Source organism: Bifidobacterium sp. ESL0827, assembly GCF_052606685.1.
The window spans coordinates 1,874,940-1,889,503 of record NZ_CP199597.1 but is presented as its reverse complement, the minus strand read 5'-3'; the positions used below and the strand labels follow the sequence as shown (position 1 = coordinate 1,889,503).

General features: G+C 55.6%; 11 protein-coding genes. 5 read left to right on the top strand and 6 right to left on the bottom strand.

Translation table 11 applies throughout. The features are described from left to right. Positions 1-147: 147 nt before the first annotated feature. From ACUIAI_RS07630 to ACUIAI_RS07615, 4 genes are read right to left on the bottom strand one after another with little or no spacing between them, the layout of a single operon-like run. Positions 148-1,011, bottom strand: a complete 864-nt coding sequence (locus ACUIAI_RS07630) for an ABC transporter ATP-binding protein (RefSeq protein WP_445342046.1) — start codon at positions 1,009-1,011, stop codon at positions 148-150. A gap of 5 nt (positions 1,012-1,016) precedes the next feature. After that, positions 1,017-2,033, bottom strand: coding sequence for a FecCD family ABC transporter permease (locus tag ACUIAI_RS07625; RefSeq protein ID WP_445342045.1), 1,017 nt, complete (start codon positions 2,031-2,033; stop codon positions 1,017-1,019). 44 nt (positions 2,034-2,077) lie between these two features. Continuing rightward, positions 2,078-3,127 (bottom strand): FecCD family ABC transporter permease, encoded by a 1,050-nt coding sequence (locus ACUIAI_RS07620; RefSeq protein ID WP_445342044.1) that lies wholly within the window; start codon positions 3,125-3,127, stop codon positions 2,078-2,080. A 46-nt stretch (positions 3,128-3,173) separates the two neighbouring features. Further along, entirely contained in the window at positions 3,174-4,244 is a 1,071-nt protein-coding gene (locus ACUIAI_RS07615; RefSeq protein WP_445342043.1) for an iron-siderophore ABC transporter substrate-binding protein, read from the bottom strand. A 410-nt stretch (positions 4,245-4,654) separates the two neighbouring features. Here ACUIAI_RS07615 and ACUIAI_RS07610 point away from each other — a divergent pair, with 410 nt between their 5' ends. The 5 genes from ACUIAI_RS07610 (at position 4,655) to ACUIAI_RS07590 (ending at position 9,408) form a co-directional block, all read left to right on the top strand. Next, positions 4,655-5,350: a lantibiotic protection ABC transporter ATP-binding protein gene (locus tag ACUIAI_RS07610; RefSeq protein WP_445342042.1), complete on the top strand. Its 696-nt coding sequence runs from the start codon at positions 4,655-4,657 to the stop codon at positions 5,348-5,350. Further along, on the top strand, positions 5,347-6,204 hold the full coding sequence (locus ACUIAI_RS07605) for a hypothetical protein (protein ID WP_445342041.1): 858 nt from the start codon (positions 5,347-5,349) through the stop codon (positions 6,202-6,204). The genes ACUIAI_RS07610 and ACUIAI_RS07605 overlap by 4 nt, the downstream gene beginning before the upstream one ends. Before the next feature lies 1 nt (position 6,205). Beyond that, positions 6,206-7,030 carry an ABC transporter permease gene (locus tag ACUIAI_RS07600; RefSeq protein ID WP_445342040.1) on the top strand — a complete coding sequence of 275 codons (825 nt, stop codon included), beginning with the start codon at positions 6,206-6,208 and terminating at the stop codon, positions 7,028-7,030. Between the two features lie 150 nt (positions 7,031-7,180). Continuing rightward, positions 7,181-7,912, top strand: coding sequence for a response regulator transcription factor (locus ACUIAI_RS07595; protein WP_445342039.1), 732 nt, complete (start codon positions 7,181-7,183; stop codon positions 7,910-7,912). Further along, positions 7,900-9,408 carry a sensor histidine kinase gene (locus ACUIAI_RS07590; RefSeq protein ID WP_445342038.1) on the top strand — a complete coding sequence of 503 codons (1,509 nt, stop codon included), beginning with the start codon at positions 7,900-7,902 and terminating at the stop codon, positions 9,406-9,408. The genes ACUIAI_RS07595 and ACUIAI_RS07590 overlap by 13 nt, the downstream gene beginning before the upstream one ends. A 1,499-nt stretch (positions 9,409-10,907) precedes the next feature. Here the strand turns inward: ACUIAI_RS07590 and ACUIAI_RS07585 are convergent. Next, a complete protein-coding gene (locus ACUIAI_RS07585; protein ID WP_082097816.1) occupies positions 10,908-12,731 on the bottom strand; it encodes a prolyl oligopeptidase family serine peptidase in 1,824 nt (607 codons plus the stop codon). Continuing rightward, positions 12,721-14,550, bottom strand: a complete 1,830-nt coding sequence (locus tag ACUIAI_RS07580) for an ABC transporter ATP-binding protein (RefSeq protein ID WP_046323496.1) — start codon at positions 14,548-14,550, stop codon at positions 12,721-12,723. The genes ACUIAI_RS07585 and ACUIAI_RS07580 overlap by 11 nt, the downstream gene beginning before the upstream one ends. Positions 14,551-14,564: the final 14 nt, after the last annotated feature.

Below are 14,564 nucleotides of genomic sequence, written 5' to 3'. Positions count from 1 at the left end.
AACGCCAAGTTGCCTGAGGATGGGGCTCCGTTCCGGGTTGTCAAGGTTCGTGAATTGTTGGTTTTGGGGCTTTCTGGTTGGGACAGAGGGGTTTACTTCAAGAGTTTTACATCATTGGATTGTTCGGTGTCGTCCTGCCGATTCATCTCAGTGTACGTGTACATTACAAGCCCCGCCAGAGTGAGCTTTAAGACTATGGAAGAGCACTGGTGTCATCAGCGGGGTGCCAGTGGACTCATCGGTCACCACGGTGGATGCGATGTCGAATACCTCTCTGACCAGACTCTCGGTCATGACCTCATCGGGAGCACCCAAGGCGGCCATCCGGCCATCCTTGATGGCCAGGATCCAATCCGAGTATCTGGCGGCCATGTTCAGGTCGTGGAGAACCATGACCACCGTGACGCCCTCCTGTCTGTTCAGGGTGCTCAGCAGGTCAAGCACCTCAAGCTGGTAGGCGATGTCCAGGTAGGTGGTCGGCTCGTCAAGAAGGAGTATGTCGGTCTGCTGGGCGAGGGTCAAGGCAATCCAGGCGCGCTGGCGTTGGCCTCCGGACAGGCGGTCGATTGGGCACCCCGCCATATGGGTCAGTCCGGTCAGGGCAAGGGCCCGTTCTACCGCCTTTTCGTCCTTGGTCGTCCACCGCTCGATGAAGTGGTGGTGGGGGTATCGGCCGCGAGCGACCAGGTCGGCGATGGTGATGCCTGCGGGTGCTGACGGGTTCTGCGGCAGTAACCCCAGAATCGTTGCAACCTTGCGGGTGGGCATGCTGGTGATGGGATCTCCGTCCAGCATGACGGTCCCCGAGGCTGGTTTCAGTATCCTGGCCATAGCCTTGAGGAAGGTTGATTTTCCGCACCCGTTGGGTCCGATGACGGACCCCATCGTGTGTGGGGGTATATCCAGACTCAGGTCCTCGATGACCGTACGCCCGCCATAGGTGAGGCGAAGGTGCGAGGCGGTCAGCCTATGCGCGCTGCTCCAAGCGTCGTATGCCGGAGGTGATGTCATGATGGTCAGAGCTCCTGTCTGCGGGTCATGAGGACCATGATCAGGATGAGGACGGGGCCGCCCACAATGCTGGTGATGATGCCGACCGGCACCTGGGTCGTGGGCAGATGTTGGGCGACGATGTCCGACCCCAGAACCAGGCAACCTCCCACCAGGCCAGACTGGATAAGGGCCGATGCTCCCCGCCCAACCAGGACCGCGGCGATCGGGCCGGAGAGGAACGAAACGAAGGAGATGGGACCGGTGGTCGCCGTTGCGACAGCCAGGAGCAGCACACCCACGATAATCACCTCGAACTGGACACGGCTTACCCTGACTCCCAGTCCGGCGGCCATTCCCGGCCCCAACTGCAGTGTGCTGACATTCCTGTCGAGTGCCAGCAGGAGCATGGCGCCGACCAGGGTTGTTGTTGCCAGTATGGGTAGATCGGACCACAGGGCATCGGCCAGGCTGCCCGTCAGCCATCGGGTTGCTGCCTGGATGTCCCATTGGCTGCTGCGAACCATCAGCCAGGAACCCAGAGCATTGAACCCTGCGGCCACTCCGATTCCGATCAGTATCAGCCGGGTCTGGTCGAACGAACCGCGCCAGGCCAGAGCCATGACCAGCAGGGCTGTCAGGAGACCGCCCATGACCGCCAGGCAGGCCAAGGGCATGCCCGACAGGCCCAATACGACAATGCCGAAGATGGCGGCCGTGTTGGCTCCTGCCGTGATGCCGATGATATCCGGGCTGGCCATCATGTTGCGCAGGAGGTGTTGGAAACCAATTCCGGCCATGCCGAATGCGATGCCGGCGGCGCAGCCGATTAGTGCCCTGGGCATGCGGAGTTGGAGAATCACGAATCTGGTCCCTTCGTCTCCCTGCCCCAGAAGTGCTCCAATCAAGTCGCTCATGGAGTATGTGCGGTGTCCCAGAACCAAGTCGGACACCGCGAGAGCAACCAGGAGTATCACAAGCAGGATGGTGACTGCCAGTGAACGAACGGTATGGGTCCGTCGTATCCGTTGCAGGTCGGTCATCGCATCGGGTCTATGCGAATCATGAAGGAGGCAAGCATCCATGCCTATACCTCCGCGGTTCTTCTGCGCCCGGCCAGAATCACGAATACGGGAGCCCCAATCAGTGCCGTGACGATGCCGACCTCCACATCGGATGGACGGGTGATTATCCTGCCCACCACGTCGGCGCCAACCACCAGGAGGGGGCCGATGAGGATGCTCAGGGCCATGATTCGCCTGTAGTCGGGGCCTATGAGCAGTCGTGCCACATGGGGGACCACCAAGCCGACGAAGCTAATCGGACCCGCCAGTGCTGTGCAGGAGGCGCAGAGGAGTATCGCCGCAAGCCAGGCCAGGCTGCGGACACGTCCGACATGCATGCCCAGCCCCTCGGCCATCTGATCACCCAGGGTCAAGGCGTTGATTCCGGGTGTCAGGCAGAAGGCGAGTATCAGGCCAAGGGCGAGAAGAGGCAGGACCGGCATCATGAGGTCGAACCGGGCGCCCGAGATTCCACCCACCTGCCAGAAGCGATATGAGCTGATGACATTGACGCGCGGCAGGAGGATGGCGGAGGTAAGGGACCCCAGTACCGAGCTGATCACGACACCGGCCAGGGTCAGCCGTAGCGGAGATGGACCGGATGGCCCCAGGGAACCTATGGCCCAGACGATCAGTGCGGTCGTCGCGCTGCCCAGCAGTCCCACCCAGACATACTGGGCCGGAGTCGATAGGGAGAAGAAGGCTATGGAGCAGACAATTGCCAGGGCTGCCCCCGTGTTGAAACCCAGAATCGAAGGGTCCGCCAGTGGGTTGCGTGATATGCCCTGCATCAGGGTCCCAGCCACCCCGAGCCCGGCACCGACCATGAGGCCGAGGACGGTGCGGGGGATTCTCAGGCGGATGGCCGAGACCGCGATGTCATCCGAGGAGGCGGACAGGGCATGGAGGATGTCGGAAAGGCTGACGGAACGGGAGCCGAAAACCAGGGACAGGACGCAGACCATGACCAGGCAGGCCGTCAGGATCAGCTCGGACAAGACCATGGATCCGGTTCCCTTGCCATGCATGACGGCCTGTCGGTTATCAGGGCGCGGTGTCATTGCTGGTTGCATATCGGCACCCCTTATCCCTCTTTCATCCCCTCATCTGTGGCCTGAATCAGGCCTTGGCGGCAGCCTCGCCCAGAAGCCTGGCGTAAGTGTCGGTCGTCTTCTGGATGGACAGGGCCGAGGGGTCGAGGGCATTGGCCATCTCGCTGTCATTGTCGATGATCACGACGGACCCGCGCTCAACTGCGGGAATCTTGGAAAGAAGGGGGTCCTTGCGCATCGCTTCAAGCAGGTCGGGGGTGCCGTAGGTGACGATGATGTCGACGTCCTTGTATCTGTCGGCGTGCTCGGAGGAGATCTCTTTGTAGAAGTCCTTGGTGCTCCTGGAGTCCTCCTTGATGGATTCGGGAGTATCCAGGCCCAGGTCGTTCAGGAACTGGGGTCGGGCGTCGGAGGTGGTGTAGACGCTGAACTTAGAGAGCTTGGAGGCATCGAAGTACATGACCGCCCCGGTCTTCCCCTTGATGGCTGAATGGGCCTCGGCGGCCTTTGCGATGCGCTCCTCCAGGTCGGCTATCAGATTCTTGCCCTTTTCGGGTTCTCCGATGGCCTGGGCGGTGGCGGTGATGACCTTGCGCCAGGGGTCGCCCCAGGCAACCTTCTGGTATGCGATGGTGGGCGCGATCCTGCTCAAGGTGTCGTACTGCTTCTTGGTCATGCCGGAGAGCAGGCCGATGATCAGATCGGGTTTGGATGCGGCGATGGCCTCGACATCGATGCCGTCGGATTCGTCATGCAGCTTGGGCATATCCGCCTTGTCCACATGCATGGCATCCAAGGCATCCTTGGTCCAGGTCAGGTATCCTCCATCGACGGTCTTGCCGAAGGCATTCTTCTGGATGCTGACCGGCACGACTCCCAGGGCCAGGAGATTGTCGGGAGTGGCCCATCCGACGGTGGCGATGCGCTTGGGCTTGGAGGGTATGGAGGTGGTGCCGTAGACGTGATCGATCTTGACGGGGAAGGAGCCTTGCCCTTCCGAGGCCCTTGACTCGCTGGATTGACCTGCCTGTGAGCCCGATCCGCAGGCACCCAGGAAGAACAGGGCGCTTGCCAGCACCAGGATGACTGCGATAGTGCGCTTGAATCGAGTGAGGGAAGGGAATGGTCGAATGTACATGTGGTTCCTTTGATCGTGCTGTCGAATTGGCATGGTGCACCAGAGCCAGGTACCAGATGTAGCATCGGCCCGGCGGGAAGAAAAGAGTTGATTTCCTTGGTAGCGTGTGTTAATTAGCGCGCTGCGAAGTTGAGAAGTAGGCGAGGAAAAGGCGAGGGGCCAGGTCGGATCAGCCTCTTCATGGCCTTCGGCGTGGTCATCCAGCAAAGTCCTTGCTCTATCGGTCTTTTGCGCCGAGGGTCATGTCCGATATCAGGGTTCGGCAGACGCAAACTCTGACTGTCTCAGGTATCTCAAGCTTTCGCAGGGCCTTCCTGGGTTTGCAGAAGTGTCCAGCCCGCTCCTTTATCTTTCTTTATTTTCGGTCTTTAGTCTGGCTCCTGTCACACGGAAACGAATAGGAGCTGACCATGCGTTACATATTGCGGACCGAGGGTCTGACCAAGGTCTTCGGCCACGGACAACGGGCCGTCGACCAGGTGTCCCTGCATGTCCCCGAGGGCGGAGTCTACGGGCTCCTGGGTCCAAATGGGGCTGGCAAATCCACCACCCTGAAGATGATCACAGGCATGCTGCACCCCACCGGCGGATCCATGATTCTGGACGGGCACCCATGGTCACGCCGGGATCTCTACGACATCGGCGCCCTGATCGAGCAGCCGCCCATCTACCCAAACCTGACGGCCCGTCAGAACCTCAAGGTGCGTACAACCCTTTTCGGCCTGCCCGATGAACGGATCGACCAGGCGCTCTCCGTTACCGGACTCAGCGATACGGGCTCTAAGAAAGCTGGGCAGTTCTCCCTGGGTATGAAGCAGCGTCTGGGGATAGCCAACGCCATCCTGACCAAGCCTCGTCTGCTGATTCTGGACGAGCCCACCAACGGGCTGGATCCGTTGGGCATCGAGGAGCTGAGGGGGATGATACGCAGCTTCCCGCAGCAGGGGATGAGCGTGATCGTCTCCAGCCATATCCTCTCCGAGGTGTCGGTCCTGGCGGACCACATCGGCATCATCGCCGACGGTCGCCTGGCCTACGAGAATGAGCTGCACGCCGGGGAGGACCTGGAGGGGCTGTTCATGGACGTGCTTAGGAGGTCACGATGAACGAGAGGAATGCCAGCGAACTCATCCAGCAGAATACGACTACTTCAGACAACCGGGCCGAGGCAAGGATCGGGACTAGGGGCAACGGCATCCCCTTCGGCAGGATCCTGGCAGCGGAGATCATGAAGGGCCGGTCGGCAGCACCCAGACGGATGGCCCTGGCTTTCCCCCTGGTGCTCATTGTCATCGTGGCTTGCTTCGCATTCGGACTGCACGTCTGGTTGCCCTCCTGGGTCAACTACTGGTATGTCCTGCTCCTTCCGGCCATGACCGCCCTGATAAGCGTCGCCGTGGCCAACATCGACGGAAAGCAGCGGTGGAGAACGACCCTGTCCCTGCCTGCCGCGCCCGTTATGGTCTGGTGGGCCAAGATTGTCTACTGCCTGCTTCTGGTCGGCCTCGCCACCCTGCTGGCTCTGGGCCTTTCGGCACTCATAGTCGCCGTTTCCGGGGTTCAGGGCCCCTCCCTGGTCGATTTTGTAGTCAGCGCCCTGATGCTGGTCCTGGCCTGCTCCTGGATGATACCGGTGGGATTGGCGCTGACCGCCCGATTCGGCGTTCTGGTCGGATTCGGCCTGCCTTACATGGCGGACCTGCTGGCCTCGATCACCTTCTGGGGGAACCAACGGCTATGGCCCTTTCTGCCGCCCGCCGCCATGATCAACCTGCCGGTGCCCTTCATGAAGGTCATGCCCGATGGTGTGCCACTGGAGACCGAAGACAACAGCCCGATCAAGGCTGCACTGTCTGTCTTCGGCGGGCAGAGTCTGACGGCCTTGGTGGTCTGCCTGGTCTGGTTCCTGCTCCTGTCCGTCCTGACGGGAATCTGGTTCTCACGAAAGGAGACCAACTGACATGACTGGGATGACAGTTGGCCGTGTCGTAGCCTCGGAAATCGTGCGATTGCACGGATCTGTGCTTATCGCCATCCATGTCGTCTGCGGGCTGGCGGCAGGACTCGTCTGCGGTGCCTACTTCGCCGCAGCCCCCTATGATCCCGGGTTGGAGACCGATGCCTTCTTTCAGGTCCTGGGCGCCTTCATGCCCCTGATGGCCGCCATTGTCGTTGCCATAAACATCGAAACCGAGCGTGAGGCCGGCGACATGGCCAACCTTCTGGGGGTTCCCAGCCGCCGTCTGGGTCTGGCGGCCAAGGTCCTGGTGCTCTGGCTTCTGGGTCTGCTGGCACTGGCCCTGGCGGCTCTGGCCTTCTGCCTGCCCATGGTTCTGGCTGGCGGACTGGGCGCACCAATCTCGGCCGTCGCGCTCGCTACTTTGGGCATGGCCGGTGGTTCCCTCTGCCTCTACCTTTTCTCCATCGCCCTAGCCCTGAGCTTCGGCCGGAACGCGACCATCGCCATTGGTGTCCTCGGCACCGGAGTATCCATCAGTTCCCTTGGTGGCCTCTTCAACGGCCTGTACGGCCGTACCCTGTCCGGCGCCACCAGCACTCCTGGAATCAGCCGGTGGATACCCTTCACCTGGCCTAGCAGGTTCGGCTCCCTGGGGATCGAGCAGGCGCTGGCCTTGACCATGCCGGGAGGGGAGGGCCTGCGTGCCTCAATCGGCATGATGGCTGTGGATAATCTGGTTCCCTGTCTGGTCCTCACCCTGACCCTGGGTCTGGCCCTCCTGCTCTGGATCGGCAGGTTCGAGGATCGGCGAAAGGTCAGCGATTAGACTGGATTACAGGGCATCCGGTCCGTAAGGAATCTGTCCTGCAAGGAAATCGTCCTGCAAGAAATCAAGCTTGCAAGAATCCTGGACCGCAAGGTGTTTATTCTCAAACGCTGCTGGGCCGGGTCGCTAAGCGCAGAAAAGGAGCCAATCGTGTCTGACGTGCACGCCGGAGGTTCCCCCGGGGACGATCGGCATCGGGCCTCCATCCTGGTGGTGGATGACGATCCAAGGATCACCACCCTGCTGATGGCCGCCCTGTCCAAGGACGGCTATGCCGTGACCGTGGTCAACGAGTCGCGGAAGGTCGTAAGCATGGACCTGTCCTCGGTCGACCTGATTCTCTGCGATGTCATGATGCCTCACATGGACGGCTTTGCCCTTTTGGCTTCCATCAGGGAACGGGTGTCCTGCCCGATCATTTTCCTGACGGCCAAGACCGACGAGGACAGCGCGGTCCTGGCCTATGGCCTGGGTGCCGACGACTACATACGCAAGCCTTTCGGCATTGCCGAACTTCGAGCCAAGGTCAGGGCGCGGCTGTCTCAGGGCAGTCGTCGCGGGCGTCCCCTCTTGCATTTCGGCCCCTTGGACATGGACCTTCAGGCGCGGCAGATCAGAGTGGACGGGCGCAACGCCAATCTGACGGATGCAGAATACCGCATATGCGCCCTGCTGGCAGAGCATCCAGGGCGGGCCTACGCGCCCATGCAGATATGGGAGGCCTGCCTGGCTGCAGAGGATAATCCGGCCGCTGATTATACGGACAGCGATGCCACGGCTGCGGTCAGAGTGCATCTGAGTAATGCCCGGCGCAAGCTCAAAGCTCTGGGGGTGGACCCCATCAGGACCATCTGGTCAGTGGGGTACCAATGGGTGGCCTGACTGACAGCGTGCCCGAATCGCCGATGGAACAGAGCGTCAACGGCAAGGGCCGGCCAAGCCGCAAGGGAATGCCCATCGTTCTGCTGATCATCAGGTACTTTCTCTATGTGCTGCTGATTCTGGCTGTGCTCTTCGCCGGCATTTATATGGTCTGGATAAACCTGGGGGCCAGGGGTGACTTCTTCTGGGCCAACTATGGCGAGCAGCATCTGGAGAAGGTGGGGCAATCTATCAGCCGTTCGACTACTGCTGACGAATCCGTGATTCCCGCCGCTTATTGGTACCGGACTTATGACGATCAGGGGCATCCCACTGGGGGAGATATGAAGGGCGGCATGGCCAACGAGGCCGACCAGCTGGCGGCCGACCACTGGGAACACAGAGCATCTAAGCCATCGGAAGAGCAGACAAAGAAGACAGGAAGGCCCCTCGCCACTCGCACGAAGGCGGATGCGACCTACGTCGTCTATGCCACAGCCAATGGGCGGCCATGCGTCCTGGCCTATCGGATTCAGCCACAGTGGGCGTCAAGGCAGACCCGGGACCGCTATACCAATCCCCAGAATCTTCTGCTCGCGTCTTACGGGATGGCTTTGCTGCTCACCCTCTTGTCGGTCGGGTTGCGGGCGGCCCATGTCATATCGTCCAAGCTCAAGGTCTTCAACCAGGTGGCTGACGATATAGGGCGGCAGGACCTGGATGCCTCACTGCCCCGCAGCAACGTGCTGGAGATCAACCGGGTGCTGGGGTCCTTCGACAGGATGCGCGTCACGTTGAGGGAATCGCTGGAGAAGACCTGGGCGGCCCAGGAGTCCCAGCGCCGGCAGGTGGCGGCCCTGGCTCACGACTTGAAGACGCCGCTGACCATCATGCGAGGCAACGCGGACCTGCTGGGGGAGACTGGACTCAGCCAGGAGCAGCAGTCCTACCTGGACTCCATCGAGGATGCGATCCGGGAGATGGCTGACTATGCCCAGGCCATCAGTCAGGGTTCCGTGGGCACCGCTTCACAGCGATCCGGGGTCACGACAGTTGCCTTGAGAGATATGGTCGACAACCAGGCCCAGGGGTACCTCAATGCTCGGGGTCTGCGACTCGAGAGGGATGACCGCCTGGGTTCCGATGCCGGACGGGTTTCCGGTAATGATGCTGACCTTGCCAGGGCGATCATGAATATCGTCGCCAACGCGGCTGACTATTCTCCGGACCAAGGCCTGGTGGCGCTGACCTGGAGGCTGGAGGATGGTCAGGCGGGCGGGCGCGATTTGGTGGTGGCCGTGCGTGACCAGGGTCCAGGATTCAGCAGCCGGGCTCTAGCCCATGCCACGGAATGGCTCTATCAGGCCGATAGCAGTAGGCACGGCTCCGGCGGCCACCATGGCATCGGTCTGGCTGCAGCGCGCTCGACTGTAGAGAGTGCAGGAGGCCGTCTGACCCTGGCCAATGCAGCAAGTGGCCAGGGCGCAGCAGTCACTGTATCTTTGCCAGTGCAGTGAATTCAGCGGAGCTGATACCGGTCACAGCAAACTCGGTGTCCAGTTAAGAATTGCGCAGTGGTAAAGATTAGGAAATAGTGTTAGTCGTGGGCTATTAATTATAAAAACATCAATTATTTAGTAATTGATTACAGAGGTTTGCCATTCTTTAGTAGATCTGTATGTTACAGATAACAGGAATTATAAATTTGTAGGGACTGTAGGGACCTGCATGTAAAAATCAGATGACGCTGAACAGAGCGATCGGTCGCTGGAGGAGGTTGTGCGTTCGATTCAGCACAAGGGTTGTGAAAGCCAATCGATAGAAGCCAAAGCCGCCAGCCAAGGGCCTCCGACGGTGTATGACTGGTTGTCGTCGCTGTTCGGCCAGGATGAGGGCGGCATCGCTGTGTGTGGGCTTGACGAGAATCTTAGTCTAGGTTGTCGGTGTCCGTGACGTACAGGAGCTGGAGAAGGCAATAATGGTACAGGGGGAAGAGATGAGTCCCACAAGGTCAAGCCGATTATAGCGAAGGCCTGATTGACGGCAAAACGGTGATTTTGGTTTCTGTTAGCGGCAGATGCATGGATGAAAGACTAATCTACCACAAAACAACAAGCACCAGCACAGGCGGTCATGCCCGGATCCAGGATGCCGATGCCGCATGAAGCCTACACAGCTAAAAGAAACTGAGGTTTTCGGGACTTCCGATGCGATAATGTTTCGGTAGATCCTCAGACCGATGCCAATATGTTGAGCCCTGAAAGACGCCGTATTTTCATAAGCCGCGCTCAACGGAGTGCACCATCTAGTGCAGAGGCAATCATATCCAAAGAACACGCAATCAGATCAAATTCAATAGATGGACATAATGCATGATCAGGCGGCATAGTCAAGGGCAGGGCCTGCAAAAACAACGGGGATGTGATCGTGTTGCAGTCTGCGCGACCGTTAATAGTGTGAACTGCTGGTTTTGAAACTGCCATTGTTTATTGAGTCTACGTGACCGCCTACATCTACTTCCTTCCTCCTAGCACAATGCACTAATAAAGAAAAAGGGACAGAATTATGCGCAGATCAGGAACGAGAAGTGGGAAGAGGACGACCGGAGGAGCTCTAAGACCGTCGCCATGGCCCGAGATGCAAAAATGCCGAAAGGACACGACCGACATAATGCACTGGCTGTACCCTCTTTTTCCTCCTTCCAAGCGCTTTCGTATCATCCCATCATGGCTTAGGGAAGACCGGAGCGCACGGCATCTATTAACTTACGCATACCCGTTTAGATTATTATTGAGTGGCTGAAGTCAGGTTCAGTCTCTTAGGTCTATAGGAAATCATCATCATTGAGATCAGATAATCATAAAAAAGATAGCTGATTGGTTGTTCGGAACAGCATGGGTTATGTTTTGAGAATGAGCAATTCCGAGATTTGTTCCTGTACGACCTATGGAAATTCGCGTGCAACTTCTTCAGCTAAACCTTGCCGTTAGATACTCAACGATCAGTTCAGCAGTGACTACGTATCATGCTGAAAATTAAGCAACCAATTAATTTCATCAAAGATATCTTTAGAAGGCAAGACGAAAGTGTGAGTCGCCTGTTCTCTAGTTGAAATGAAAATCCTGCCGCCAGCGGCTCGTATTTTCCTCGCATATAGATATATATCCGAATTATTCACATTAGTATCAAGTTTATTAACAGCAATGCATATGGGAGGATAAGATTGGTGGGCAACATTTTCCAGAGGAGACCAAGATCTAAGATATTCAATTTCTCGAGGATATTGGGTTCTTCCAAATTCCTCTTGGTCTATAGCAAGCCTAGGGTTTCTGTCATTAAGAACTGCTTTTAGCGGCGAAATAAATGGTGCCACTAAGTATGCGGCATCATATAGATCAGGGCGTTGGTTTAATGCTGCAGCCGCTATCGCTCCTCCCGCACTTGCTCCCGCAGCAATGATGTGCACATCATCCCCAGCACATTCATGTTTTATGGATATAGACACCGATATATAATCATTTATGGCGTTTTGTTTGTTACCCCTCTGGCCGGCGTGATGCCATTCAGTCCCAAGCTCGCCTCCTCCCCTGACATGCGCATAGGCTATATGCATGCCTCTGCTCACCAGATATTGGATGGATGAATCGTATGTAGGATCAAGATTTTTCCCGTAAGCGCCATATACCAAAAGAACCACTACTGTGTTATTAAGCGGAGTTTCTCTCGTGTTTTTAGGACAAATCAATGTAACAGGGATTTTTGCGTTATCGTATGATAGGGGAGTAAGAAATCTAATATAATGATTTGGTTCAATCATTTGGTGATGACGGTCTAGCCCCTTGTGCCAATCAACAATGCCCTTTCCTATATAGGCATATGAAGAGACTTTGCAAGCCGGACAACAAACATCCACCATCATTTGGCAATGCTGAGGACTAAACGCCTGTACCAGAAAAAGCGAAGTATGATGCACGCTTGGTTCCGTTGCTACCATCTTCCATTTCACTTCGCCTGGTTCATTGATGACGCTCATCCAGGTTGTCCATATGATATTTTCATCACCGCCTGTGCGGATAACCAGAAGAATCTCGTCGTTGAAAATCGCATAGTCAGTGATGATGCCCTTGACGCTTACATGGACATATTTCCAAGCTTGTGGTCTCAATAAGCTCTTTTCTCCGTTAACAACGATGATGTATTGCTGGTCTTCTCCATCATTTCCGTACCCAATGAAGTACGTGTTCCCTTTAGCACTTACATCTTGAACTTTTCTCAGGCCATTGACGTTTCGCGAGCATAATTGAGGGGAATCAGCGAGATGACCATCAGTGTGTATAAGGAAGGTGCTGTCTCCCTCATGCAGAAAAAGAAATCTGCGCGAAGGTAACACATCTATCGTGGCCCATTTCCCTACTGACAAAGTCTTAAGGTTAACATCTAGAAATGGGAATGCTGTACGTCTCTTCCTGAGTTCTTTGGGACTTCCATCTCTATCGAGCGATAGATAGTACAACCACGAATCATCAGGCGATAAGCAGACATCACTACCTGCGGTATTGACAGTCGTCAGTAAAGTGGCTGTTTCTAGTGCTATTAGATTCAACTCGTACGACGAATCCAATTCAGAGTGGAGGATGGAGACGGCGATCTTCCCGTTGAAGCCGATTTGCAATCCATAAAATCGGTTAATGACGGAAGCGCTTAATTTGCAGGCGATTTTTGGGTGGCGTTCCTTTGACTTGTCCCCGCATGAAAGCCTTTCAAGAATGAAATCGTTATTGGAATTGCTTGTTTCTGAATACCACCAATCGCCAATGCGAAACGGCTTGCTATTGTCCATTGATGCATCTTTCCTGCATGTGACTTAAATCAATGTCATCCATCCCTGTATTCCTACACAATTGTTGGTACAAAGGATTGTTCATGCTCAGATCAGCATGTGTCCCAACTCCGTTGATGGTTCCACTGGCCAAAACTATGATTCTATCTGACGAAGCGATCGATTCTAATCTATGAGCTACCATAACAATTGTCTGCTCGGGAAAATTGGCATGAATAACTTGTGTGACCAACTCCTCGTTTTTAGCGTCTAAATTAGAGGTTGTTTCGTCAAGCAAGATAATTGGCCGCTTTATGAGCAACAACCTTGCCAGGGCCAAGCGTTGACGTTCACCACCACTCAGCAACACACCGCGTTCGCCTACCAAGGTATCCAATCCATCGGAGGTGCCTCTCACTTTTTGCGCGAGGTTCACCTTATTCAAGGCATCCCAGCAGTCTTCATCAGATACGTCGTTCTTGTTCATCGCCAAATTCGTTCTGAAAGAACCAGAATAGATAGGGGCATCTTGTTCAACATAGCCGATCAGAGAATGTACATAAGAGGAGCTAAGCGTTGAAATGTCAACACCATTAAAGAGAATGTGGCCATGATTCGGCTTATAGAATGCCTCTATGAGGGCCAGCATGGTTGATTTCCCTGCTCCGGATGGTCCGACTATCGCGTAGACGTCACCGCCTTTCATATGTACACTTACATCATTCAATTGGAGCTTGCCACGATTTTCTTGTGTGTCATCATAAGAAAAATCAACATGGTCAAAATCGATGTCAATCCGATCGGGGTTGGGGATCTTCCTTTGGAGCTTACAGGACACTGCTCCTGCTGACGTTGCATCTTCGGTCGACATTCCCATTATTGCTTGAATTCTGGAGTATGCGCCCAACGCTCTGAACAGGCTGCTAAATGCCGACGAAAGTGTCGCCATAGGTGTAAACATCATTTCTAAGTACATAGAGAAAGTTACCAGTTGCTGAACAGTCATCACCCCTTTGACCACTTGGAAAGCGCCGATCCCCAATACAATCATTAGGCACAACTGCATTAAGGCCATTCCTGATGGCTGTATTAGTGATTGCTTCTTGGAAATTAGACGACCAAATGTGTACGCTTGTTTGGCCTTTTCGCTGATTATGTCGGTCTCCTGCTCTGTAGCGTTGAAGGCCCTGATCGTTTTTAAACCCATCAAAGCATCAGTGGCTGCAGACGTCATATCTCCTATGGCCGTTTGAGCCCCTCTGGAGAAGTCTTGTAATTTTCCGGATAAGACTACCAGTAAACCGACGGTAACAAGACAGGTCGAAAGAGAGATAACGAACATGACGGGACTGATTATGACCATTCCCACACACGCGCCTATGAACACCAGTAAAGTGCCAAACACTTCTGGTAATCCATCGGTCAGCAAGCGCTTCAGCTCATTTGTATCAGATGAAATAATAGAAATTACGTTGCCTGTATGCGACTGGTCCAGATCTTTGAACGGCAAATGCAAAATATGCCTTACTAGAGACCGTCTCATATCGAACACGATCTTCTCCGATGTGTTCAACAGCAGGTAAGTGTCAAAAGAGGTGATGACTGCGCCGGACAGAAACACTCCTACCAACGCTATTAAGGGGGGCACTGCGGATCGCATGTTATGCTGCACGCGTCCAAGAATGACATTGACAAGCTGTGGCTGAGCCAGATTTAAGAGGGCGCTCACTATACTTAGCAGACTAACTGTGAATAAAACACCCTTATGGCTTTTCAAAAGGCGTAGCACGTCTATCAAAGATGCGGTTTTCTCATTACTATTCCGCTTGTGTGGCGACATTTTCGTCCTTTGTT

Coding starts and splice junctions, on each gene's coding strand:
- ACUIAI_RS07580 (WP_046323496.1), bottom strand. CDS start 14,550: ATGTCGCCACACAAGCGGAATAGTAATGAGAAAACCGCATCTTTGATA.
- ACUIAI_RS07625 (WP_445342045.1), bottom strand. CDS start 2,033: ATGACCGACCTGCAACGGATACGACGGACCCATACCGTTCGTTCACTG.
- ACUIAI_RS07605 (WP_445342041.1), top strand. CDS start 5,347: ATGAACGAGAGGAATGCCAGCGAACTCATCCAGCAGAATACGACTACT.
- ACUIAI_RS07630 (WP_445342046.1), bottom strand. CDS start 1,011: ATGACATCACCTCCGGCATACGACGCTTGGAGCAGCGCGCATAGGCTG.
- ACUIAI_RS07615 (WP_445342043.1), bottom strand. CDS start 4,244: ATGTACATTCGACCATTCCCTTCCCTCACTCGATTCAAGCGCACTATC.
- ACUIAI_RS07620 (WP_445342044.1), bottom strand. CDS start 3,127: ATGCAACCAGCAATGACACCGCGCCCTGATAACCGACAGGCCGTCATG.
- ACUIAI_RS07610 (WP_445342042.1), top strand. CDS start 4,655: ATGCGTTACATATTGCGGACCGAGGGTCTGACCAAGGTCTTCGGCCAC.
- ACUIAI_RS07590 (WP_445342038.1), top strand. CDS start 7,900: ATGGGTGGCCTGACTGACAGCGTGCCCGAATCGCCGATGGAACAGAGC.
- ACUIAI_RS07600 (WP_445342040.1), top strand. CDS start 6,206: ATGACTGGGATGACAGTTGGCCGTGTCGTAGCCTCGGAAATCGTGCGA.
- ACUIAI_RS07585 (WP_082097816.1), bottom strand. CDS start 12,731: ATGGACAATAGCAAGCCGTTTCGCATTGGCGATTGGTGGTATTCAGAA.